Here is a 23251-nt window from a genome sequence, read left to right as displayed (position 1 = left end):
GATAGGTCGCGCTTCAGGCTGCCGCGGTCGGGAAGACCAGGCTGAAATGAATGCCCCGCGCGTCCTGCTCGACCTCGGCGCGGCCGCCGTGCAGGCGCATGATGGCGGCGACGATGGCCAGGCCCAGGCCGTTGGAATCATGGGGTTGGTGGCGCGAGGGATCGGCGCGGTAGAAACGGTCGAACAGCCGTTGCAGGTGCTCCGGTGCCAGGGTGGGACCGGCGTTGCTGACGCGGATGCGGCCGCCGTCCGCCTGCAGGCGGATCTCGCCGTCCGGCTCGGCATAGCGGATGGCATTGGCCACCAGATTGCTCAGGGCGCGGCGCAAGAGCAGCGGATCGGCGACCACCTGGCCGCTGCCGGCGACGACGATCCTCAGGCCGCGCTCGTCGGCCGGGCCTTCGAAGTAGTCGGCGATGCGGGCCAGTTCCTCGGCCAGCTCCAATGGTTGGGGCGCGAGTACCGCCTGGGCATCGTCGGCGCGGGCCAGGAAGAGGATGCTTTCCACCAGCCGCGAGATGCGCTCCAGTTCTTCCAGGTTGGATTCCAGCAGCGTCTGGTATTCCTCGGTGCCGCGCACCTGGCGCAGGGCGACCTCGGTGTGGCCCATGAGGGCATTGATCGGGGTGCGGATCTCGTGGGCGAGGTCGGCGGAGAATTGCACTAGCCGGCCATAACCGTCGGCTAGCCGCGCCAGCATGGCGTTGTAGTTCTCCACCAGGGGCTGCAACTCGCGCGGCGCATCGGCCAGCTCCAGGGGGGCGGCCAGGCGGGTCGGGGTGATGCCGCCAGCATGGCGGGCGATGCGCCGCAATGGTGCCAGCCCACGACGCAGCAGCAGATAGCCGAGCCCGGCGGTGGCCAGGAAGGCCAGGGTCACGGCGCCGATCAAGCCGAGGCGGAAATCAGCCAAGGTGGTGTCTTCGTTGCGCAGCACATGGGCGGCGGTGAGTTCCACCGGGCCTTCGGGGGTGTTCACCGCGACCCGGGCGGCGCGCCAGCGGGTGCCGTCGGCCAGGGTGCCCTCGCGCAAATCGGCCGGCGTCGGTCGCCGCGTCTGGGGCACCACGGCAAGATCCGGGAGGGCGATATGCAGCGGATTGGAGGCAATCACCGGCTTGGCGCCCGGCGCGCCGATGAGAAAGACATCCTGCTCGTTGCCGAGCATGTTGGCGAACAGCTGGGGGCTGTGGCCGAGGGTCTCCAGCGACAGGTCGGTACTGAGCAGGCTGCGAAAATGCGCCAGGCGGCCGAGCAGGGCGTAGTCGGCGCGCTCCAGCACGGTACGTTCCAAGCTGTGGTAGAGAAAGGCGCCCGCGCCGCCCACGGCGAGCAGGGCCACCAGGGCGAAGCCCAGGGTGGCACGCAGGATCAGCGAAGGCGCCCGGGCGCTCACGGCCGCACCTCGCAGACGTAGCCGATGCCACGCACGGTGTGGATCAGCTTGACCGGGTAGGGGTTGTCGACCTTGGCCCGCAACCGCTTGATGGCCACGTCCACCACGTTGGTGTCGCTGTCGAAATTCATGTCCCAGACCTCGGCGGCGATCAGGGTGCGCGACAGCACCTCGCCTTCCCGGCGCAGCAGCAGGTGCAGCAGGGCGAATTCCTTGTTGGTCAGGACGATGAGGTCGTCGCCGCGGGTCACCCGCCGCCGCAGGAGATCCAGCTGCAGATCGGCCAGGTGGAAGTGCTCGGGCTCGCGGACCACGCCGCGGCGCAGCAGGGTGCGGATGCGCAGCAGCAACTCGACGAAGGAGAAGGGCTTGACCAGGTAGTCGTCGGCGCCCAGCTCCAGGCCGCGGATGCGGTCCTGCAGGCCGTCGCGGGCGGTGAGGAAGAGCACCGGCACGTCGAGTTTCTTGCGCAGCACTTCCATGATCTGCCAGCCGTCGATGCCGGGCAGCATGACGTCGAGGATGACCAGGTCGTAGCGGCCGTCGAGGGCCAGGTGCAGGCCGTCGGCGCCGTGCTGGGTCCAGTCGACCGCGTAGCCGGATTCGCCGAGCCCCTTCTTCAGGTACTCGCCGGTCTTCTGGTCGTCTTCGATAAGGAGGATGTGCATGACGCCATGGTAGGGCTTTGGTGGTCTGACAGGGGTGACATTTTTGTCATTCGGCGGTCATCTTCGCGACCCGCACCGGGGCGCAAGGTGGCCTGGCGATTACCTATCCCAGGAGGCTCCATGCGTACCCAGACCTTGCTTCGCGGTTCCCTTGCCCTGCTGCTCGCCGGCAGTGCCCTGTTGGCCCAGGCCGCGCCCATGCCCACCGTCAAGCCGCTGCGTGGCACCGTGGACAGCGTCCAGGGCGACACCTTGGCCGTCACCACCCGCGGCGGCGCCCACCAGTCCCTGATGCTGGACGACAAGACCAGCTACCGCGCCGTGTCCAAGGCCAACCTGGACCGCATCGAGGCCAACAGCTTCATCGGCTCGGCCGCCACGCCCCAGCCGGATGGCACCCTCAAGGCGCTGGAGGTGACGGTCTTCGAAGCCAGCCTGCGTGGCTCCGGCGAAGGCCACTACGGCTGGGAGAACGCCGACGGCAGCACCGGCACCATGACCAACGGCACCGTGGGCGAACTCAAGAAGGCCAACGGCCGCACCCTGACCGTGCAGTACAAGGGCGGCGAGAAGCAACTGGTGGTGCCGGAAGACGTCCCCATCGCCTACGTCGAGAAGGGCGACCGCAGCCTGCTGAAGCCCGGCGCCAAGGTGGTGCTGTTCCCCGCCGAAGACGGCAAGCACGTCAGGGGCGTGGCGGTAGGCAAGGACGGTTTCACGCCGCCCATGTAAGCCGCTGCGCGGTCGCCTGGCGACCGCGTCCAACTTTCTAAGGAGGGGAACCCCATGACCACCTCGCGACGGTGCCTGGTGCACCGCTGGCCGGTGCGCCTCACCCACTGGCTGAACGCCCTGGCGATGCCCTGCATGTTCATGAGCGGCTGGGCGATCTACAACGCCTCGCCGCTGTTCCCCTTCACCTTTCCCGCCTGGGCGACCCTCGGTGGCTGGCTGGGTGGCGCCATCGCCTGGCACCTGGCGGTGTTCTGGTTGCTGCTGGTGAATGGCCTGATCTATCTGCTCTATGGGCTGCTCAGTGGCCACTTCCGCCGGGATTTCCTGCCGCTGTCGCCGCGGGCCATCGGTCGGGATTTCATCGCCGCCGCACGTCTACGGCTTGGGCACCAACTGGGCACCTACAACGCCGTGCAGCGCCTGCTCTATTGGGGCGTGCTCGCCCTCGGGGGCTGGTAGTGCTCTCGGGCCTGGCCATCTGGAAGCCGGTACAGCTGCAAGGGCTGGTCGCGCTGCTGGGCGGCTTCGACACCGCCCGCTACGTGCATTTCTTCGCCATGGCCGGCATCGGCGCCTTCGTCGTCGTGCACCTGGCCCTGGTCATCCTGGTCCCCCGCACCCTGCCGCCGATGATCACCGGCCGGGCACACGAGGAGGTGAACGATGAGTCGGCGTGAACGACTGCGCCTGGAGCCGGCGCAACAGCGCCAGGTGGAGAATCTGCAGCGGCGCCTGCTGCTCAAGCAGGGTCTCACCGTGGGCGCCCTGGCCATGCTCAGCGGCTGCAACCTGCAGGACGGCGACAGCGTCGACAAGGTGCTCTGGTCCATGTCGCGCTTCAACGACTGGGTGCAGGCCTGGCTGTTCGGCCGCGAGCGCCTGGCGCCGACCTTCGCCGCCAGCCAGATCACCAACCCCTTTCCGTTCAATGCCTTCTATCCCGAATACAACGTTCCGGAAATCGACCTCAGCGACTATCGCCTGGAGGTCTCCGGGCTGGTCGCCAACAAGCAGGCCTGGACCCTCGAAGACCTGCGCCGCCTGCCGCAACGGGCCGACATCACCCGCTTCATCTGCATCGAAGGCTGGAGTGCCATCGGCCAGTGGGGCGGGGTGCCGCTGCGCACCTTCCTCGAACGCATCGGCGCCGACACCAGCGCCAAGTACGTCGGCTTCAAGTGCGCCGACCGCTACTACTCCAGCATCGATATGGCCTCGGCGCTGCATCCCCAGACCCTGTTGGCGCTGGACTTCGGCCAGGTGGCCCTGCCGCCCGACTACGGCTACCCGCTACGCCTGCGGGTACCGACCAAGCTCGGCTTCAAGAATCCCAAGCACATCCAGGCGCTGTTCGTGACCAACGACTATCCCGGCGGCTATTGGGAGGATCAGGGCTATAACTGGTTCAGCGGGATCTAAGATCCCACTCGACGTCTGCTGCGCGTCGGTCAAATTGCGTTGAAAAGACCCTGGGTCGCCAGCCCCACCTAGGCGGCCCCGTCGCAATGCTCATTAACCACTCGTAAACCCGAGCGCGGGTCCGATCCGCTTCCTCAGGTCTTTGATTCGCTGGCGCTCACCCTTCGGGCCAGGCTTTGCCTGTTACTCCCGCTGGTCGTTGCGCCTTGTCTGTCTCTAGCTCGCGAGACGTTGAGCGGGATCTAGCTGGCGGAACCCCCGTCTTCGGGGGCAGTCGAGATACCACCCATCCTTTACCTAGGAGTCTCGCCATGTCCGCCCATCCCTCAATCGGTTTCATCGGCTTCGGTGCCATGGCCCAGCGCATGGGCGCCAACCTGCGCGAGGCGGGTTATCCGGTCAGCGCCTATGCCGAGCACCAGCAGGACGGCGAGCGCCAGGGCACGCCCATGGAGCCCTTGGCGACGCTGTTGCCCCAGGCCGAGGTAGTGATCGTTTCGCTGCCCAACGACGCCATCCTCGAACAGGTTCTACTCGGCCCCGACGGCGTCCTGGCCCGGCTGGAATCCGGTCGTCTGCTGATCAACACCAGCACCAATTCGCCGGGCCTGGCCCTGCGCCTGGAGGCGGCCGGGCGTTCCCGCGGCATCGCCGTGGTCGAGGCGCCGGTGTCCGGTAGCACGCCGGAGGCCGAGAAGGCGCAACTGGTGGTGCTGGCCGGCGGCGAACCCGAAGCGGTGGAGCGCGCCCGTCCCATCCTCGAAACCCTCGGCAAGACCGTGCACCACGTCGGCCCGACCGGGCAGGGCGCGGCTATCAAGCTGGCCATCAACGGCCTGATGGGCGCCGGTCTCGCCGCCCTGGCCGAAGCCCTGGCCTATGCCACCCGCGCCGGCCTGGATGCCGAGGTGCTGTTCGAGGTGTTCGGCGACCTGGCGGTGCTGTCGCCCCATCACCAACGCAAGCTGGCCGCCTTGCGCGACGGTGACTTCGCTCCGCAATTTCCGGCCGCGCTGATGCACAAGGACATGGGCCTGCTGCTGGCCGAGCTCAATGCCACCTTCCAGGGTGCCCCGACCCTGGCCGCCGCCGCGCAGCAACTGGCCCTGGGCGCCGAACTGCACCCGGATGCCGACTACCTCATCACCGCCGATGTGCTGCTGGAGGAGGCCGAGGACGCCGCCACTCGGTGAGCGCCTGACTTTCCTCCCTCCGGGACGACGTCTAGACTGACTCTGTCCGTCGTCCCGGAATCCTCGCCGCATGACCGCTACCGGCACCGCCGTTCCCCGCTTCTGGCGCGATCCCGCGCTGCCCTTTATCGAGGCGCGTTCCATCCAGGACGGCCGTTCGCTCTGCTACGCCCCGCATTCCCACGAGACCTTTTCCATTGGCACCGTACTGGGCGGTCGCAGCCGCTATCACAACGGCCCGACCCGCGAACTGGTCGGGGCGGGTACCCTGGTGCTGATGAATCCCGGTGATGTCCATGCCTGCAACCCCCAGGGCAAAGAGGCCTGGCGCTATCGGATGTTGCATGTGGACGCCGGCTGGTTGGCTGAACTACAAACCAAGGGCACCGACGATTTCCAGCCGTTCGCTGTGCAACTGTCTCAGGATCGGCAGCTGTATCGGGGTCTGGAAGACCTCTACACCTGTCTGGTCGATCCCGACAGTGTCACCCTGCAACGTCAAAGCCAGGCGCTGCTGTATTTCGAAGCGGTACTGGCCCGCCTCGGTCGTACACCCCTCGCGCCGACGCCCATCCGCGAGGACCGGCGCCTGCGCCGCGCCGCCGATTTCCTCGAAGCCCATTGCGGCGAGGGCGTCAGCCTCGACCAATTGAGCGAGATCGCGGACCTGTCGCCCACCCAGCTGATCCGCAGCTTCCGCCGTCGCTACGGCCTCACTCCCCATGCCTACCTGATCGACTGCCGCATCCGCCTGGCGCGCCATCGCCTGCGCCAGGGCGAGGAACTGGCCGAGGTCGCTCACGCCACCGGCTTCGCCGACCAGGCCCACCTGCAGCGCACCTTTAAGCGCCTGGTGGCGGCGACGCCCGGCCAGTACCGCGCTGCTTCAGAGCCTGTTCAAAATCTCGCGAGCTAGAGCTAAACAAGGCCTGGGCGGCCCCACGAAAATGGCCGAGGAAGCGGAGTTTACGAGTGGTAAATGAGCATTCCGATGGGGCCGCCTAGGCCGGGCTGGCGACCCAGGCCATTTTCAACGCGGTTTGGCCGACGCGCAGCAGATTTTGAACAGGCTCTCAGCCCTGCCACAGCAGTGAGGCGGCGCAGAGCACCAACAACAGGGCGAGCAGGCGATTCAATAGGCGCAGCCGCGTCGGCGTAAGGGCCCGCCCGCGCAACAACTCCCCCGCCACCGCCCAGCAGGCGAGCGAGGCGAAGCAGATCACCAGATAGAGCCCGGCGAACAAGGCCAGGCGCAAACGATCCTCGCCAACGAACAACGCCACGCCCGCCGCAGCGGCCAGCCAGGCTTTGGGATTGAGCCACTGCAACAGGACGCCATCGCGAAAGCCCGGGCGGTGCGCCAGCCGTCCCGTCCCCAGGTCACCCGAGGCCCGCGCCAGCTTCCACGCCAGGTACAGCAGGAACAGGGCGCCGGCCACCCGCAAGACATCGAGCAGCACCGGCCAGGTCGCCAGCACCTCGTGCAGCCCGAAGCCGACCGCCAGCAGCAGGGCGACGAAGCCCAGGGTCGCACCGGCGACGTGCCACAGCGCCGTGCGCCAGCCATGGGTGAGTCCGGTATTGAAGCCCACCAGGTTGACCGGGCCGGGGGAGAGGGAGGCCACCAGGGCGAAGGCGGCCATGGACAGGATCAGGGTCATCAGCGAGGTCTCGTCATTGCAGGAGACCCGTACCCTAACGAGGGCGCACACCGGCCGTATTGAAGAAAATGACCCTGTCACGGCCGACGAAAGGTGGGAATTCGGAGCGCTGCGCTAGCGTCCATTACCCTGAGCCCAGCGCTCCCCCGGTGGTTTCAACGTCGCTGTCGGCCACCGGGGATTTCTTTAAGCGGTTTGCTGCGCGAGCGGTAGGGTGAAGGTGAAGGTACTGCCTTGGCCCAACGCACTGGTGACAGCAATCTGACCGCCGTGGGCCTCGACGATGCCCTTGGCGATATACAACCCCAGGCCATGACCCGTGGGATTGTCTTCCTGCACATGCCAGAAGCGTTCGAAGACCCGCGCCTGCTGCGCCTGACTCATGCCGCGGCCGTTGTCGGTCACGCTGATTTCAGCCATGTCGCCGACCCGCTGCATGCTGAGCTGCACCAGCCCCCCGGGCGCGGTGAACTTGATGGCGTTGCCCAGCAGATTCATCAGCACCTGGAAGATGCGCTCGGCCTCCACCTGTACCTGGATATCCAGGTCGGCGGCGTACTCCAGACTGACTGCCTTGCTTTCCGCCAGCGGGCGCGATAGCAGGATGGGCTGCGCACAGACGTCCGCCAGACGCGCGGGTTTCAAATCCAGCGCCAGGCGTTCGGATTCGATCTTCGACAGATCCAGCAGATCGCTGATCAAGGCGTTCATGCGCTGGGCCGCCGTCTCTATTACCTCGAGCGAACCGGTCAGCCGCTCATCGCCCAACGTCAGTTTTTCCAGCAGGCGCTGCAACATCCCCACCTTCAGCAGAATGATGCTGATGGGGCTGCGCAGGTCGTGCGACACCGCCGCGACGATCTCGTCGCGCAGCCGCACCGCTTGGCGCTCGCGCTCCACCTGGCGGGCCAGGTCGATTTCGATGGCCGAGCGCCGTAGATCCTTGGCGGCGAACAGGTCGGAATGCCGCCAGCGCTCCGAGCGCAAGCGGACCAGTTCCTTCCAGGCATCGAAGGAGCGCCGCGGATGGGGATAATTGAGATTCGAATCCGGGGTGGGTTCGAGCTTGGTCGGATTACCGCTCCAGACCACGGTGGTCACGATCTCGGGGCGGAACCAGAGCACCAGGTTGCGTACCGGCTTGGGCAGCGCCAGGGCCAGCAGGCCACTGGCACGGTCGCTGTAGCGGCGCGCATCGGGCAGCTCGTCGGCCAGGCAACGGGTCGAATAGATGCCCGAGGCATCCATCTCGGCGGTGACCCAGCCGGCGAGCAGACGGATGTCCTCCGCGCTCGGGCAGTCGCCCAGGGTGCAGAGCTCGTCCTCCACCAGCACGGCCACGCCCTGCGCCTCGACCAGCTCCAGCAGGTCCGTCGCCCGTTCGCACAGACCGCTCAACACCTCGCCGCGGCTGTCGCACATGGCCTGAATAAGTGCGGCGAGTTGCGCCTCCCGGGCATCGATCTCGCGCTGGACCTGCCGATTTTCCAGTGCCCGGATCATCAGCGAGACCAGTACCCCAATCGAACGACAGGCCATCCGCGTACGGAAGGGGAGCAGCAGCGGTTCGCGATGCCCGCAGCTGATCAGCCCCCAGAGCTTGTCGTCGCTGATCAGCGACACGCTCATGGACGCCCGCAAACCCTGGTTGCGCACGTACTGGCAATGAATGGGCGAGACACTGCGCAAGACCGCATGGGTGAGGTCTATGGGGTCATAGGCGGTGCCATGCAGGTAGGCGGGTACCAGCGGCACGGGTGCATAGTCGGCATCCGGAATGCTGCGAATCCAGTTCTCGTGGTACAGGGCACGCGCCTGGGCTGGAATGTCGCTCGCCGGAAAATGCATCCCCAGATAGCTGTCGATATCCTCGACGCGATCCTCGCTCACTACCTGCCCATCGCCGCCATCGTCGAAGCGATAGACCACCACTCGGTCGAAACCGGTCAGGGTGCGCACCTCGCGTACCGCACCTTCGCACAGTTCGGTCAGGTTCCTGGCCTGCTGCAGACGCGCCAGGGCCCGCGCCAGACCGGCTGGCTCCACGCCACCATGGTCATCAGGTTCGAACTCCATGAACACCAGGCCGTGGTTGCGATGCAGGATCACGTCCATGTCCCGGGTCGGGCGAATCCAACCAAGAGGATTGGCTTCTTCCAGATGTTCGAGAGTGAGTGCCTGCAGCACCTGTTCATGCAACTCGGGTGGCAGCACGCTTACCAGGGGGCGGTCCAACAGCTCCGGCTCCGGCTTGCCCAGTAGCTCCGGCACATTGCGGCTGATGTGTTTGATCAGGCGCTCCGCCTCGTCGAAGGCGAGGAGGTAACCATGGGCCTGGATCGAGCCGGGGATACGGATCGGCTCGCTTTCGCAGCGTTGCAGAGACTGGCCGGAAGGTGCAGCGATCATGCGAATCTCTCAGATGAACTCTTGAATAGGACCACTGGCCGCCGTACCCGTTGAAGTTATGACGTCGAATAACCACGAATGTGATCAAGGTCACCTTTCGTGGCGTTCACTCACATCTCATTCTTTCATTTGATTTTTCCGATAACCATTTGTGCGATTATTTTATGACGAAGTGATGTATAGGGCCATGTCAGACTCGCCTCGCGCTTTGGCGGCGTTATCATGAGCTTTTGTCGAGTTCAGCCATGGCCCGTTTTCGCCCCTTACCCATCGTCGACCGTAGTCGGGATGACCTCTTCATGCGCGAAGCCCTCGCGCTGGCAGAGCAAGGAGCCGCCCAGGGCGAAGTACCCGTGGGTGCCGTGGTGGTACTCGAAGGGGAAATTATCGGGCGGGGTTTCAATCAACCCATCGGTACCCACGATCCCAGCGCTCATGCCGAGATGCAGGCCATCCGCGCCGCCGCCGCGCGCCTCGCCAACTACCGGCTGCCGGGCGCCACCCTCTACGTGACCCTGGAGCCCTGCAGCATGTGCGCCGGCCTCATCGTCCATAGCCGCATCCAGCGGCTGGTCTACGGCGCCAGCGAACCCCGCGCCGGCATGGCCCAGAGTCGGGGGCGTTTCTTCGAGCAGGATTTCCTCAACCACCGGGTGCTGGTGGAGGGTGGGGTGCTGGCCGAGGCCTGCGGCCAGGTACTGACCGACTTCTTCCGTGCCCGCCGGAACCCGGCGGCAGGTGAGGGTTAGGCTGCCAGTTCGCGCATCCTGGCCAGCACCGCATTCAAACCATTGCTGCGCGACTGCGACAGCTGCCGCTCCAGGCCGAGTTCGCCCAGCCAGCCATGGATATCGAGCCGGCCCAGTTCCTCGTGGGTGAGTCCGTTGGCGCGCACCAGTACCACGGCGAGCAACCCCTTGAGCACCCGGGATTCGCTGCTGGCGCGAAAGAAATGTCGGTCACCCTGGGCCTCATGGGTCAGGCGCACGCGACTCTCGCAGCCTTGCACCAGGTCTTCGTCGCGTTCCTCCAGGACCGCCGGCAGGCGCTCGGCCCATTGCAGCAGGAGACGCGAACGCGCTTCCCAGCCCTTGGCGATGACGAAGGCGCGGCGGGCTTCCGCCGCATCGGGAAGTAGATTCATCGCAAGAGCTCCAGGGCGTTGTCCAGGGCAGTGAAGAAGCGCTGCAGATCCTCGGCGTCGTTGTAGAGGCCCAGGGAGACCCGCAGGGCGCCGGGCGTCTGCAGGGTCTGGAACAGCGGCATGGCACAGTGCTGCCCGGCCCGTACGGCGATGCCCTGTTCACCCAGCAGGTGAGACAGGTCGCCGACATCGATCCCCTTGACCTGGAAACTGGCCAGGGCGATCTGCGGCTCGCCCAGCACCCGGACGCCGTCGCGGGCGGCGAGGCCCGCCAGCAACTTCAGACTCAAGGCTTGCTCGTGACCGCGGATCAGGGTTTCGTCCTGCCCCTGCAGCCAGTCTACCGCTGCGCCCAGGGCGATGGCCGCGCCTATGGGTGGCGTCCCCGCCTCGAAGCCCATGGGCGCGGCATGGAACTGGGCTTCGCTGAAGGTGGTGTGCCGCACCATCTCGCCACCCAATTGCCAGGGCTTGAGCTGCGCCAGGCACTCGGCCTTGCCCCAGAGCACGCCGATGGCCTCCGGGGCATAGAGCTTGTGGCCGGAGAACACATAGAAATCGGCGTCGAAGTCGGCCGGGCGATGCCGTCCATGTACCGCGCCCTGGGCGCCATCCACCACCAGCCAGGCCGGCGAGCGGGCCCGTACCCGTTCAGCCAGTTCCCTCAGCGGCTGCCAGGTGCCGAGCACATTGGACAGCTGGCTGACTGCGACCAGCCGGGTCTTGGGCCCCAGCAGCGCCTCGGCGACATCCAGGTCCAGATGACCGCTCGGGGTCAGGGGGATCACCTTCAACTGCAGGCCCCGGCGCCGCGCCAACTGCTGCCAGGGCAGCAGGTTGGCATGGTGCTCCAGGGCGCTGATCAGGATTTCGTCACCGGCGGCGAAGGCGTCCTCCAGGCCATAGGCCAGCAGGTTGAGCGCCTCGGTGGCCCCGCGGGTCAGTACCACCTCGTGCGGCGAGGCAGCACCTAGCCAGGCGGCGATCCGCCCCCGAGCGCCCTCGTAGGCAGCGGTGGCGCGCTCGGCCGCCCAGTGCTGGGCCCGGTGCACATTGGCGGCGCCCAGGCTATAGCTGGCCAGCAGGGCATCCAGCACCACCTGGGGCTTCTGCGCCGTGGCGGCGCTGTCGAGGTAGGTGATGCCGTCGACAGCGAAGGCGGTGAAAGCCGGAAATTCGGCTCTCCAGGGAGAGGGTAGCGACATGGCGACAGCTCCGGGGTAGCCCGCGCGCGGCGGGCTGCCCGGTGGTGGACTCAGTTGTGCGCGTGCAGCGCTTCGTTGAGTTCGATGGCGGTCTTGTTGGTCTTGCATTCGACCGCGCCGGTTTCCGAATTGCGGCGCAGCAGCAGGTCGCTCTGGCCGGCCAGCTCGCGGGCCTTGACCACCCGCACCAGCTGGTTCTGGTCATCCAGCACGGCGACCTTGGTGCCAGCGGTCACATAGAGACCGGATTCCACGGTGCAGCGGTCGCCCAGCGGGATGCCGATGCCGGCGTTGGCGCCGATCAGGCAGCCTTCGCCAACGCTGATGATGATGTTGCCGCCGCCCGACAGGGTGCCCATGGTGGAGCAGCCGCCGCCCAGGTCCGAGCCCTTGCCGACGAAGACGCCCGCGGAGACGCGGCCTTCGATCATGCCGGGGCCGGCGGTACCGGCGTTGAAGTTGACGAAGCCTTCGTGCATCACCGTGGTGCCTTCACCCACGTAGGCGCCCAGGCGCACGCGGGCGGTGTCGGCGATGCGCACGCCGGCCGGTACCACGTAGTCGGTCATCTTGGGGAACTTGTCCACCGAGAAGACTTCCAGCAGCTTGCCGCGCAGGCGCGCTTCCAGTTGCTCGGCCGGCAGCTCGGCCAGGTCGATGGCGCCCTGGTTGGTCCAGGCCACGTTGGGCAGCAGGGCGAAGATGCCGCTCAGATTCAGGCCATGCGGCTTGACCAGGCGATGGGACAGCAGATGCAGCTTCAGGTACGCCTCGGGCGTGGAGGTCGGCGCGGCATCTTCGGCCAGCAGGGTCGCCACCAGCGGCTTGGTGCTCTCGGCCAGGCGGGTCAGCAGCGCCGATTGCACCGCGTCGATGCCCTTGAGTGCCTCGGCCAGGCCGCGAGCCTGGGCCGGAGCGAAGGCGATGGCCTGGTTACCGCCCTGGTACTCGAGCAGGGGGGCGACCGCCGCGACCAGCTCGGGTGCCGGATTCAGCAGGGGCTGAGCATAGAAGACTTCCAACCAGGCGTCCTGGCGATTCTGGGTGCCGACACCGAAGGCGATACTGAAGAGGGCATTCGACATAAGACTGTTCCTTTGCAAAGGCACCGATCCGGTCGGTGCAAGATGTTCGGTAGTGAGGCGGTGGCCGCGGAGTCAGTTCAGGGCCGCGGCATAGAGCTCGGGCTTGAAGCCCAGCAGGGTACGGTCGCCGAGATCGAGCACGGGACGCTTGATCATCGAAGGCTGCGCCAGCATCAGGTCGATGGCCTTGGCGGTATCCAGGTCGGCCTTCTGGGCATCGTCGAGCTTGCGGAAGGTGGTGCCGGCGCGATTGAGCACCTTCTCCCAGCCGTGCTCCGCGCACCAGGCGGCCAGCCGCGCGCGGTCGATGCCGCTCTGCTTGTAGTCGTGGAAATCATAGGCCTGGCCGTGCTCGTCGAGCCATTGGCGGGCCTTCTTCATGGTGTCACAAGCCTTGATGCCGTAGAGGCTCAGGCCAGCGGCCGCTGCGGGCATGGCGTTCTCCTGCGAAAGACTGCAACCGCGGATTATGCCATGTCGGGCCGGAAAAGGGCCGGGCGTCGCGCCCAGAGCGGAAAGGCGACGTAGGAAAGAAAAAGGCCGGGACAGTGCCCGGCCTTGGCGATCAACCGCGGCTCTTCACGCCGTAGGTTTCGTCGAGGGTGCCCGGGGTGCCATCACCCTTGGGCGCATAGTCCCGCGGCGCTTCGGTCGGACCGTCGATCCGCTCGCGGCTGGTGGGATAGCGCTGTTCGGCGCTGTGCAGCGAGGCCAGCAGGTGCTGCCGGGTCAACTCGTCCTGCGCCAGGCGCTCGGCGCCTTCGGACAGGTGGGTCTGCATGTCCTGGTAGGTCTGGGTGAGCTTGCGCACCAGGCCGGCGGTGGTGCTGAAGTGGCTGGTGACCTCATGCTGGTAGTCGTCGAACTTCTTCTGCAGGTCATCCAACTGGCGCTGCACCCGGCTCGGCGCGGCACCCGGCACCAGGCGCGCCAGCAGAAAACCTATCCCGACCCCGATCAGCAGCGTGACCAGGGGCAACAACCAGGTAGTGAGCGACTGTTCCACGAAACTTCCTCTATGAGCGGCTTTGCTTTACGGTAACGGCAGACCAGCGAGCCTGTACACTGCGTTGCGTCATCTGCCATTCGCTTGACGTCATCATACCCCGCACTCAGGCATCGCGCAGGATCGACCCTATCAAAATCAACTCCTTGGATGAGCACTGTTCGTCCGAGGTCACGGAGTCAAGCGTGTCAGCCCGTGAAGAATCCCTGCTGCTGGAGGGCCCTGCGGGCACTCTGGAAGCCCTGTACCAGAGCCCGGCCGAACCCACCGCCGCGGTCCTGCTTTGCCATCCCCATCCGCTCCACGGTGGCACCATGCAGAACAAGGTGGTCGCCACCTTGCAGCGCATCGCCCGCGACGCGGGTCAGGCCACGCTCAGATTCAACTTCCGCGGCGTGGGCGCCAGCACCGGCGTGCATGCCGGCGGCGAAGGCGAGATCGACGATGCCGCGGCCGCCGTGACCTGGCTGCGCGAACGCCATCCCGACCTGCCGCTGATCCTTTGCGGCTTCTCCTTCGGCTCCTGCGTCGCCGCCTGCCTGGGTGGTCGACTCGAAGCCGAAGGTGTGCCGGTGGCGGGCCTGTTCATGCTGGCGCCCCCGGTGGAGCGCTTTTCGGTCGATGGGCGTCTACCGACCCAGGCGCGCCTCACCGTCATCCAGCCCGAGGCCGACGAAGTGGTGACCCCCGAGCGGGTCTACGCCTGGTCCGCCGCCCTCGAACAGCCTCACGAACTACTCCGCGTTCCCGAGTGCAGCCATTTCTTTCATGGCAAACTCGTCGAACTTAAAGATCTGGTCCTGCCCCGCCTGCAGGCCTGACCCTCGTTAGTCTCTCGGATTTCCAGCGCCTCCATGACCACTCGCATCCTCACTGGCATCACCACCACCGGTACCCCGCACCTGGGCAACTACGCCGGTGCCATCCGTCCCGCCATCCGTGCCAGCCTGGCCGACGATGCCGACTCCTTCTATTTCCTCGCCGACTACCACGCCCTGATCAAGTGCGACGACCCCGCGCGCATCCAGCGCTCGCGCCTGGAGATCGCCGCCACCTGGTTGGCCAGCGGCCTGGACCCGGAGCGGGTGACCTTCTATCGCCAGTCCGACATCCCCGAGATTCCCGAACTGACCTGGCTGCTCACCTGCGTCGCCGGCAAGGGCCTGCTCAACCGCGCCCATGCCTACAAGGCCGCGGTCGATCGCAACCTGGAGCAGGGCGAAGATCCGGATGCCGGGGTGACCATGGGGCTCTACAGCTATCCGGTGCTGATGGCCGCGGACATCCTCATGTTCAACGCCCTGCGCGTACCGGTCGGCCGCGACCAGATCCAGCATGTGGAAATGGCCCGCGACATCGGTCAGCGCTTCAACCACCTGTTCGGCAATGGCCGCGACTACTTTGCCCTGCCCGAGGCGGTCATCGAGGAAAGCGTCTCCACCTTGCCCGGCCTCGACGGCCGCAAGATGTCCAAGAGCTACGACAACACCATCCCGCTGTTCGGCAGCGCCAAGCAACTCAAGGACGCCATCGCCCGGATCGTCACCGACTCGCGCCTGCCCGGCGAGCCCAAGGACCCCGACAGCGCCCACCTCTTCACCCTCTACCAGGCCTTCGCCACCCCCGAGCAGAGCGCGGCCTTCCGTACAGCCCTGCAGGACGGCCTGGCCTGGGGCGAAGCCAAGGGCCAGCTGTTCGACCTGCTCGACGCCGAGCTGGGCGAGGCGCGCGAGCGCTATGCCGCGCTGATCACCCGTCCCGATGACCTTGAAGACATCCTGCTGGCCGGCGCCGCCAAGGCCCGCCGCTATGCCACGCCCTTCCTCGGCGAACTGCGCGAAGCCGTGGGCCTGCGCTCGCTCAAGACCCAGGTCGCCACCGGTGGCACCAAGAAAAAAGCCAGCAAGACCGCCCGTTTCGTCAGCTTCCGCGAGAACGATGGCAGCTTCCGCTTCCGCCTGCTCGATGCCGACGGCACCGAACTGGCGCTCTCGATCCCCTTCGCCGAGGCCAAGACCGCCGGTATCACCAGCAAGCAATTGGTCACGACGCCGGCTAGCGTTGCAGCGGGCGAGGGCAATGGCTTCCAGCTGCTGCTGGATGACCAGGTCGTGGCCGAAGGTGTCGCCAGCGATTCCCCTGCCGCCCGCGATGCGTTGGTCGAGCGCACCCGCGCCGCCCTGGCGCAATTGGCCGAAGGCTGACGGCACCTGCGGTCCCCGGCGTTGTCAACGCCAGGGACCGCCATTACAGTGACCACCCTTTTTTCCCACCCGACCAGAATCCGCCATGACCCCCCTCGAGCGTTACCAGGCCGATCTCAAGCGCCCGGAGTTTTTCTACGATGCCGCCCAGGAAGAGGCCGTCCGCCATCTGCAGCGGCTCTATGACGAATTGCTCGCCGAGCCCGCAGCCAAGGGCGGCTTGTTCGGCAAGCTGCTCGGGCGCAAGACGGTCACCCCGGTCAAGGGCCTGTATTTCTGGGGCGGGGTAGGGCGCGGCAAGACCTATCTGGTCGATACCTTCTACGACGCCCTGCCGTTCAAGCAGAAGATGCGCACCCACTTCCACCGCTTCATGAAGCGGGTGCACGAAGAGCTGCGCACCCTCAAGGGCGAAAAGAACCCCCTGACCATCATCGCCCGTCGCTTCGCCGACGAGGCGCGGGTGATCTGCTTCGATGAATTCTTCGTCTCCGACATCACCGACGCCATGATCCTGGCGACCCTGCTCGAAGAATTGTTCAAGAATGGCGTGAGCCTGGTCGCCACCTCCAACATCGTGCCGGACGGTCTCTACAAGGATGGCCTGCAGCGCGCGCGCTTCCTGCCGGCCATCGCGCTGCTCAAGGAGCACACCGAGATCGTCAACGTCGACAGCGGCGTGGACTATCGCCTGCGCGCCCTGGAGCAGGCCCAGCTATATCACTATCCGCTGAGCGAAGAGGTCGAGACGGCGATGGCCAAGAGCTTCCGCTCGCTCACCGTCGAATGCGCCGAGCTCTGCGAAGACGTGCCGTTGATGATCGAGAATCGCGAGATCCGCGCGCGCCGTACCTGCGACGACGTCGCCTGGTTCGACTTCCGCGCCCTGTGCGACGGGCCGCGTAGCCAGAACGACTACATCGAGCTGGGCAAGATCTTCCAGACGGTATTGGTTTCCAACGTCGAGCGGATGGATGCCCTCAAGGACGACATGGCACGGCGCTTCATCAATCTGGTCGACGAATTCTACGACCGCCAGGTCAAGCTGATCCTGTCCGCCGAAGTCGAGCTCAAGGACCTCTATTCCGGTGGCCGGCTGGAGTTCGAATTCCAGCGCACCCTCAGCCGCCTGCTGGAAATGCAGTCCCAGGAATATCTGGCCCGTCCGCACAAGCCCTGAACCCTGCCGGGGTTGAAGGATCAATCCTTTGACCCTGGCTTTCGGAGGTACGTGTGAATTCCGATCCTTTCGCCGAGTGGGACGGCTCGCCCGCCCAGGCGCGCATGCTGCAGAAGCAACTGGCCAAGCAGGTTCGCTTGGCGGACGACTTCGGCACGCCGCAGCGCTACGCCGGGGTCGACGTGGGCTTCGAGGAAGGCGGCGAGGTTACCCGCGCGGTGGCCGTCCTGCTGGATGCCGAGACCCTGCAACCGCTGGCCCATGCCATCGCCCGCATTCCCACCGTCATGCCCTATGTGCCGGGCCTGCTGTCCTTTCGCGAATTGCCCGCTCTGCTGCAGGCCTTGAAGGAACTGCCGGAAATTCCCGATCTGGTGTTCTGCGACGGTCACGGCATCGCCCATCCGCGCCGCCTCGGCATTGCCGCCCATCTGGGCGTGGTCACTGGCCTACCGACCATCGGCGTGGCCAAGAAGATTCTCACCGGCCACCATGGCGAATTGGCCGAGACGCGCGGCAGCCAAGTCGACTTGCTGGATCGTGACGGCTCGGTGATAGGCGCGGTCCTGCGCAGCAAGGACAGGGTCAAGCCCTTGATCATCTCGCCCGGCCACAGGGTCAGCCTCGCCACTGCCCCCGCGCTGGTCATGGCCTGCGTGAGACGCCATCGCCTGCCGGAGCCAACCCGCCTGGCGGATCATCTGGCTTCCCGACGCCAGGGATCGGCTGCCACCCAGGCGCTGTTTTCCTTCTAATCTCCGGTTGCTTTTTCGGCGGGAAGGGGTATCATGCCGCAGCTTTCTTGGCGGGGGATGCCTAAGCCTGCCGAGATCGCCGTAGCGGACGCCGACCCGAGCCCCCGAAGAGCGTCTGTTTCCGGCTGCCCCTGACTTGTCCGGGGTTGCACTGTTGTGTAGAATTTGCCGTCTTTTTACCAGGGCGGCCTCTGAGGCCATAGAGAATGAAAACTTTCACCGCAAAACCGGAAACCGTTAAGCGCGACTGGTACGTCGTCGACGCTGCTGGCCAGACTCTGGGTCGTCTGGCTACTGAAATCGCCACTCGCCTGCGTGGCAAGCACAAGCCCGAATACACCCCTCACGTTGACACCGGCGACTACATCGTCGTCATCAACGCCGAGCAGGTTCGGGTGACCGGTGCCAAGACTACCGACAAGATGTACTACCATCACTCCGGTTTCCCGGGTGGCATCAAGTCGATCAACTTCGAAAAGCTGATCGCCCGTGCTCCCGAGCGCGTCATCGAGACCGCCGTCAAGGGTATGCTGCCGAAGAACCCGCTGGGCCGCGACATGTATCGCAAGCTCAAGGTGTACAAGGGTGCGAACCATCCGCACACCGCTCAGCAGCCCCAAGAACTCAAGTTTTAATCGGGATAGTACAACATGTCGGCAACTCAAAATTACGGTACCGGCCGTCGTAAGACTGCCACCGCTCGTGTCTTCCTCCGTCCGGGCACTGGCAAGATCTCCATCAACGATCGCACCCTGGATACCTTCTTCGGTCGCGAGACCGCGCGCATGGTCGTGCGTCAGCCCCTCGAGCTGACCGAGACCCTGGAGAAGTTCGACGTCTACGTTACCGTCGCTGGCGGTGGTGTAAGCGGCCAGGCTGGTGCCATCCGTCACGGCATCACCCGCGCCCTGATCGAGTACGACGAAGGCTACCGTAGCTCCCTGCGCAAAGCTGGCTACGTCACTCGTGACGCCCGTGAAGTCGAGCGTAAGAAAGTGGGTCTGCGCAAAGCGCGTAAGCGTCCGCAGTACTCCAAGCGTTAATCCTTCGGGATTCGCTCAAAAAACCCAGCCAAACGGCTGGGTTTTTTTATGCCTGTGATTTTTCAGTACGAGCCGCATAGATTGGGTCGAGGCGGCTCCATCGTCCCAGGCAGTTCACGCCTGGGACTGTTGGGCTTCGCTGCGCTCAGCGCCAACCTACGCTGCTTCACCTGGGTCGCGTAGATTGGGTTGAGGCAGCTCCACCGCCGAAGTCCAGCAGGCAGTCCGCACCTGGGGCTGTTGGGCTTCGCTGCGCTCAGCGCCAACCTACGGTGTTGCACCTAGGCCACGTAGGTTGGGTTGAGGCAGCTCCACCGCCGAAGCCCAACAGGCAGTCCGCACTGGGGACTGCTGCCTCGCTGTGCTCAGTGCCGGCTCCTGGCGTCGATGAGCTTGGGGTGCCAGGGGGGGCATGGGCCCGCTTGATAGTGCCGTTGAGGGTGAAGCGCCACCGCGAATTCCGGGTATGAAAAAGGGCGCCGAAGCGCCCTTTTTCATTTAAGCCGAGAATCAGCGGGGATGGTTTTCCCGCGACTCTTCACGCTTGCGGTCGAACTCGGACTGAGCGAGCTCGTCCTCCTTCAGTGCGTCGGTCTTGTGGGTCTCGTCGGTTGCGATTTCCGTGGTGGCAGGAGCGGCAGGGGCTGCTGCTTCCTGCACAGCGCTCTGTGCGAGCTCGGCGGGTTGTTCCACCACGATGGGAGCCGATTCCGCTTCGACGGCAGGGGTTGTCTCCGTTACCGGGGTGGGCTCGGGCTCGACGACTACCGGCTCCGGATCGACAGTGCCAACCGCTGCGGTCGCGAAGGTTTCCTCGGTTTCGGCGATGGCGCCCAGGGCGGGTGCCTGAGCTTCCTGCTCGGCCTGCTCGGCGCGTGCTGCCTCGGCTTCACGTTCCAGGCGCTCGCGGCGACGACGCTCGCGCGGGTCGTTGGAGGCGCGACCGGCGGCCGGCTCTACTGCTTCCACTGCGACCGGAGCTGCCGGGATCGGCGCTGTCGCTGCAACAGGAGCGGTCTGTTCGGCAGCCGGGGCAGCGATCTCGACTTCCTGGTGCGGCGCGCGCTCGTCCTGCAGCTGGCTCACGCTGGGCGTGAGGATTTCCGGCTGGGCAGGAGCTTCGCTGGCGGGTTGCACTGCGGCAGTTTCCTGGGAGGCGTCGACAGCAGGGGTGTCGGCGGTGGGGGCCTGCTCCTGATGGCGAGTTTCACGTACCTCTTCCTGGGTGGCGATGGCAGTTACGCTCTCGCTGACCACGACGGCGGTGCCCAGGGCGACGGCTACTGGTGCGACAGTGGAATCGCTGCCCGCTTCGCTCTGCTCTTCGCCTTCGATGAAGTTGCCATTGGCGTCACGCTGACGCTCGCGGCGGTTGCTGCGACGGCGCTGACCGCGGGAACGGCGGCGCGGACGCTCTTCGCCTTCTTCCAGCTCGTCGTTACCTTCCAGTACTTCTTCTTCGTTCAGGTCTTCGGCGCTGGCAGCTGCCTGACGTTCTTCGCGGGCCTTGCGCTCTTCACGCGGCTGACGCTCTTCACGCGGCTGACGCTCTTCGCGGGGCTTGCGCTCCTCACGCGGCTGACGCTCCTCGCGAGCCGGACGCTCTTCGGCGCTCAGGCGTTCTTCGCTGGGTTGACGCTCTTCACGAGGCTGACGCTCTTCGCGAACGGCGCGCTCCTCACGGGGTTGACGCTCTTCGCGCGGCTGGCGCTCTTCGCGGCTGGCGCGCTCTTCGCGGGGTTGACGCTCCTCACGCGGCTGGCGCTCTTCGCGATTGGCGCGCTCTTCACGGGGCTGACGCTCCTCGCGAGGTTGACGCTCTTCGCGGGAGGCGCGCTCTTCACGCGGTTGACGGTCTTCGCGAGGTTGACGCTCTTCACGCGGCTTGCGCTCTTCACGCACCGGGCGTTCGCTGCGCTCACCTCGTTCGGCGCGGGGCTGACGCTCTTCGCGCGGCTTGCGCTCATCATCGCGACGGCCTTCGCGGCGGCGATTCTGCTGGCGACCGTTACGGCGCTCGTCCTGACGGCGCTGCTCGTCGCTGCTCTTGGTGGTTTCCGGGGCAGTCACCGCCTTGTCGGTCATGGGCTGCTCTTCGGTCTTGCCGGCGAACAGGCTGACCAGGGACTTGACCAGGCCCTTGAACAGATTGGGCTCGGCTACCTGCTTGGCGGGAACCGCCGCGGCGGGAGCTACGACCTCGGCAGTCACCGGGGTAGGGGCTGGGGCGCGCTCGGGTGCTACCTTCACTGCCGCTTCCTGGCGTACCAGGGTGCGGGTGGAGCTGACCGGCAGCACCTCTTCGGCTTCGGTGTTGGCCATCTCGTAGCTGGACTGGCTGTTGAGCAACTCGGGATTGTCGTCACGCAGGCGCTGCACTTCGAAGTGCGGGGTCTCGATGTGGTCGTCCGGCAGGATGATGATGCGGACGCGGGTGCGCAGCTCGATCTTGGTGATGCTGTTGCGCTTCTCGTTGAGCAGGAAGGACGCTACCTGGATCGGCACATGGGCACGAACCTCGGCGGTGCGATCCTTGAGGGCTTCTTCTTCGATCAGGCGCAGGATGGCCAGCGACAGGGATTCCACGTCGCGGATGATGCCCTGGCCGTTGCAGCGCGGGCAGACGATGCCGCTGGTTTCACGCAGCGACGGACGCAGGCGCTGACGGGACATTTCCAGCAGGCCGAAGCGCGAGATGCGGCCGATCTGAACGCGGGCACGGTCGGCTTCCAGGGCCTCGCGGACGCGGTCTTCCACGGCGCGCTGGTTCTTCACCGGGGTCATGTCGATGAAGTCGATGACGATCAGACCGCCGATGTCACGCAGGCGCAGCTGGCGGGCGATTTCCTCGGCCGCTTCCAGGTTGGTCTGCAGGGCGGTTTCCTCGATGTCGCCGCCCTTGGTGGCGCGCGCCGAGTTGATGTCGATGGAAACCAGGGCTTCGGTGGGGTCGATGACGATGGAGCCGCCCGACGGCAGCTTTACTTCGCGCTGGAAGGCGGTCTCGATCTGGCTTTCGATCTGGAAGCGATTGAACAGCGGGACGCTGTCCTGGTACAGCTTGATCTTGCTGGCGTACTGCGGCATCACTTGGCGGATGAAGCTCAGGGCTTCTTCCTGGGCTTCGACGCTGTCGATCAGCACCTCGCCGATGTCCTGGCGCAGATAGTCGCGGATGGCGCGGATGATGACGTTGCTTTCCTGATAGATCAGGAAGGGGCCCTTGCGCTCGCCGGAGGCTTCGGTGATGGCGGACCAGAGTTGCAGCAGGTAGTCGAGGTCCCACTGCAGTTCTTCGGTGCTGCGACCCAGGCCGGCGGTGCGGACGATCAGGCCCATGTCGCCGGGAGCGTCGAGACCGTTCAGGGCTTCACGCAGTTCGTTGCGCTCTTCGCCCTCGATGCGGCGAGAGATGCCGCCGGCACGGGGATTGTTGGGCATCAGCACCAGGTAGCGGCCGGCGAGGCTGATGAAGGTGGTCAGGGCGGCGCCCTTGTTGCCACGCTCTTCCTTTTCGACCTGGACGACTACTTCCTGGCCTTCGGAGAGCACTTCCTTGATGTTGACGCGACCTTCCGGGTTCTTCTTGAAGTACTCCCGGGAAATTTCCTTCAGCGGGAGGAAGCCGTGGCGGTCGGCGCCGAAGTCGACGAAGGCGGCTTCCAGGCTGGGTTCGATGCGGGTGATGCGGCCTTTATAGATGTTGGCCTTCTTCTGTTCGCGGGCGCCGGACTCGATGTCCAGGTCGAACAGGCGTTGACCGTCGACCAAGGCAACCCGCAATTCCTCGGGCTGGGTCGCATTGATGAGCATTCTTTTCATGTAATACCACTACGTTCCGGGCTCTCGGCCCGCGTGGTGGCAACAGGATTCAAGAGAAGGGTGCACGGGGTCGTATCGAAGCCGGTATGGTTCCGGCCTTCGTGTCCAGCAGCGAGGTCAGAGCCACGCCGCGACTACGTCTCCTGCAGGCGCTTGAGCGACTGCCTTTGCAGCTCCGCAGAAGGAGGAATCAACCAGGTACGGTGCGGGCGTGACAGCCGAAAGGCTCGTGCAGTCGGGTCGTCGCGGGATTCGTGTCAGGTGTCGCTGGGTTGGAGCATCGGCCGTTGGCCATGAGGCTTCCACCTGCGATCGTCACCTTGGCC

General features: G+C 65.7%; 21 protein-coding genes and 1 pseudogene. 12 read left to right on the top strand and 10 right to left on the bottom strand.

All coding sequences use genetic code 11. The features are described from left to right. Positions 1-13 precede the first annotated feature (13 nt). On the bottom strand, positions 14-1396 hold the full coding sequence (locus tag CCZ28_RS09095) for a heavy metal sensor histidine kinase (protein ID WP_140217530.1): 1383 nt from the start codon (positions 1394-1396) through the stop codon (positions 14-16). Further along, on the bottom strand, positions 1393-2064 hold the full coding sequence (locus tag CCZ28_RS09090) for a heavy metal response regulator transcription factor (RefSeq protein ID WP_093254533.1): 672 nt from the start codon (positions 2062-2064) through the stop codon (positions 1393-1395). Before CCZ28_RS09090 ends, CCZ28_RS09095 begins: the two co-directional genes overlap by 4 nt. 120 nt (positions 2065-2184) lie before the next feature. Here CCZ28_RS09090 and CCZ28_RS09085 point away from each other — a divergent pair, with 120 nt between their 5' ends. From CCZ28_RS09085 to CCZ28_RS09065, 5 genes and pseudogenes are all read left to right on the top strand, one after another. Then, positions 2185-2796 (top strand): hypothetical protein, encoded by a 612-nt coding sequence (locus tag CCZ28_RS09085; protein WP_140217529.1) that lies wholly within the window; start codon positions 2185-2187, stop codon positions 2794-2796. Positions 2797-2850: 54 nt separating this feature from the next. Next, positions 2851-3476 (top strand): annotated as a pseudogene (locus tag CCZ28_RS09080) (cytochrome b/b6 domain-containing protein). Beyond that, positions 3463-4218, top strand: a complete 756-nt coding sequence (locus CCZ28_RS09075; RefSeq protein ID WP_140217528.1) for a molybdopterin-dependent oxidoreductase — start codon at positions 3463-3465, stop codon at positions 4216-4218. The pseudogene CCZ28_RS09080 and the gene CCZ28_RS09075 overlap by 14 nt, the downstream one beginning before the upstream one ends. 311 nt (positions 4219-4529) lie before the next feature. Further along, a complete protein-coding gene (locus tag CCZ28_RS09070) occupies positions 4530-5411 on the top strand; it encodes an NAD(P)-dependent oxidoreductase (protein ID WP_140217527.1) in 882 nt (293 codons plus the stop codon). 70 nt (positions 5412-5481) lie between these two features. Beyond that, positions 5482-6327: an AraC family transcriptional regulator gene (locus CCZ28_RS09065; RefSeq protein WP_140217526.1), complete on the top strand. Its 846-nt coding sequence runs from the start codon at positions 5482-5484 to the stop codon at positions 6325-6327. Between the two features lie 157 nt (positions 6328-6484). Here the strand turns inward: CCZ28_RS09065 and CCZ28_RS09060 are convergent, their stop codons facing one another. Next, positions 6485-7072: a LysE family translocator gene (locus tag CCZ28_RS09060; RefSeq protein ID WP_140217525.1), complete on the bottom strand. Its 588-nt coding sequence runs from the start codon at positions 7070-7072 to the stop codon at positions 6485-6487. A gap of 186 nt (positions 7073-7258) precedes the next feature. Then, the gene (locus tag CCZ28_RS09055; protein WP_140217524.1) at positions 7259-9481 is read right to left on the bottom strand and encodes an ATP-binding protein; all 2223 of its coding nucleotides are present in this window, start codon (positions 9479-9481) and stop codon (positions 7259-7261) included. 245 nt (positions 9482-9726) lie between these two features. Here CCZ28_RS09055 and tadA point away from each other — a divergent pair, with 245 nt between their 5' ends. Next, positions 9727-10230, top strand: coding sequence for a tRNA adenosine(34) deaminase TadA (tadA, locus tag CCZ28_RS09050; RefSeq protein ID WP_140217523.1), 504 nt, complete (start codon positions 9727-9729; stop codon positions 10228-10230). On the opposite strand, the gene CCZ28_RS09045 is transcribed toward tadA, so the two are convergent. From CCZ28_RS09045 to CCZ28_RS09025, 5 genes are all read right to left on the bottom strand, one after another. After that, entirely contained in the window at positions 10227-10625 is a 399-nt protein-coding gene (locus tag CCZ28_RS09045) for a SufE family protein (protein ID WP_140217522.1), read from the bottom strand. The genes tadA and CCZ28_RS09045 overlap by 4 nt on opposite strands. Continuing rightward, on the bottom strand, positions 10622-11830 hold the full coding sequence (locus tag CCZ28_RS09040; RefSeq protein WP_140217521.1) for an aminotransferase class V-fold PLP-dependent enzyme: 1209 nt from the start codon (positions 11828-11830) through the stop codon (positions 10622-10624). The genes CCZ28_RS09045 and CCZ28_RS09040 overlap by 4 nt, the downstream gene beginning before the upstream one ends. A 50-nt stretch (positions 11831-11880) precedes the next feature. Then, a complete protein-coding gene (gene dapD / locus CCZ28_RS09035) occupies positions 11881-12915 on the bottom strand; it encodes a 2,3,4,5-tetrahydropyridine-2,6-dicarboxylate N-succinyltransferase (protein ID WP_140217520.1) in 1035 nt (344 codons plus the stop codon). Between the two features lie 72 nt (positions 12916-12987). Further along, complete coding sequence (locus CCZ28_RS09030) at positions 12988-13350, bottom strand: ArsC family reductase (RefSeq protein ID WP_140217519.1); 363 nt, start codon at positions 13348-13350, stop codon at positions 12988-12990. A 130-nt stretch (positions 13351-13480) separates the two neighbouring features. Beyond that, entirely contained in the window at positions 13481-13921 is a 441-nt protein-coding gene (locus CCZ28_RS09025) for a YhcB family protein (RefSeq protein WP_058780009.1), read from the bottom strand. A 185-nt stretch (positions 13922-14106) separates the two neighbouring features. On the opposite strand from CCZ28_RS09025, the gene CCZ28_RS09020 reads away from it, so the two are divergent. The 6 genes from CCZ28_RS09020 to rpsI all read left to right on the top strand — a co-directional run bounded on the left by CCZ28_RS09020 (position 14107) and on the right by rpsI (position 19103). Beyond that, positions 14107-14742, top strand: coding sequence for an alpha/beta hydrolase (locus tag CCZ28_RS09020; protein WP_140217518.1), 636 nt, complete (start codon positions 14107-14109; stop codon positions 14740-14742). Positions 14743-14775: 33 nt separating this feature from the next. Continuing rightward, positions 14776-16125, top strand: coding sequence for a tryptophan--tRNA ligase (locus CCZ28_RS09015; RefSeq protein ID WP_140217517.1), 1350 nt, complete (start codon positions 14776-14778; stop codon positions 16123-16125). A gap of 85 nt (positions 16126-16210) precedes the next feature. Continuing rightward, positions 16211-17305: a cell division protein ZapE gene (gene zapE, locus CCZ28_RS09010; RefSeq protein ID WP_140217516.1), complete on the top strand. Its 1095-nt coding sequence runs from the start codon at positions 16211-16213 to the stop codon at positions 17303-17305. Between the two features lie 104 nt (positions 17306-17409). Beyond that, entirely contained in the window at positions 17410-18060 is a 651-nt protein-coding gene (gene nfi / locus CCZ28_RS09005) for a deoxyribonuclease V (protein WP_437179215.1), read from the top strand. A 206-nt stretch (positions 18061-18266) separates the two neighbouring features. Further along, on the top strand, positions 18267-18695 hold the full coding sequence (gene rplM / locus CCZ28_RS09000; RefSeq protein WP_007160609.1) for a 50S ribosomal protein L13: 429 nt from the start codon (positions 18267-18269) through the stop codon (positions 18693-18695). Positions 18696-18710: 15 nt separating this feature from the next. After that, positions 18711-19103: a 30S ribosomal protein S9 gene (rpsI, locus tag CCZ28_RS08995; protein ID WP_058764621.1), complete on the top strand. Its 393-nt coding sequence runs from the start codon at positions 18711-18713 to the stop codon at positions 19101-19103. A gap of 510 nt (positions 19104-19613) precedes the next feature. Here rpsI and rne read toward each other — a convergent pair. Next, positions 19614-22925, bottom strand: coding sequence for a ribonuclease E (rne, locus tag CCZ28_RS08990; protein WP_140217514.1), 3312 nt, complete (start codon positions 22923-22925; stop codon positions 19614-19616). Positions 22926-23251: the final 326 nt, after the last annotated feature.

It is taken from the genome of Pseudomonas oryzihabitans (assembly GCF_006384975.1).
Classification (GTDB): Bacteria; Pseudomonadota; Gammaproteobacteria; order Pseudomonadales; family Pseudomonadaceae; genus Chryseomonas; species Chryseomonas psychrotolerans_B.
Note: the sequence above shows the minus strand (reverse complement) of the source record. Positions and strands in the feature narration are given on the sequence as shown.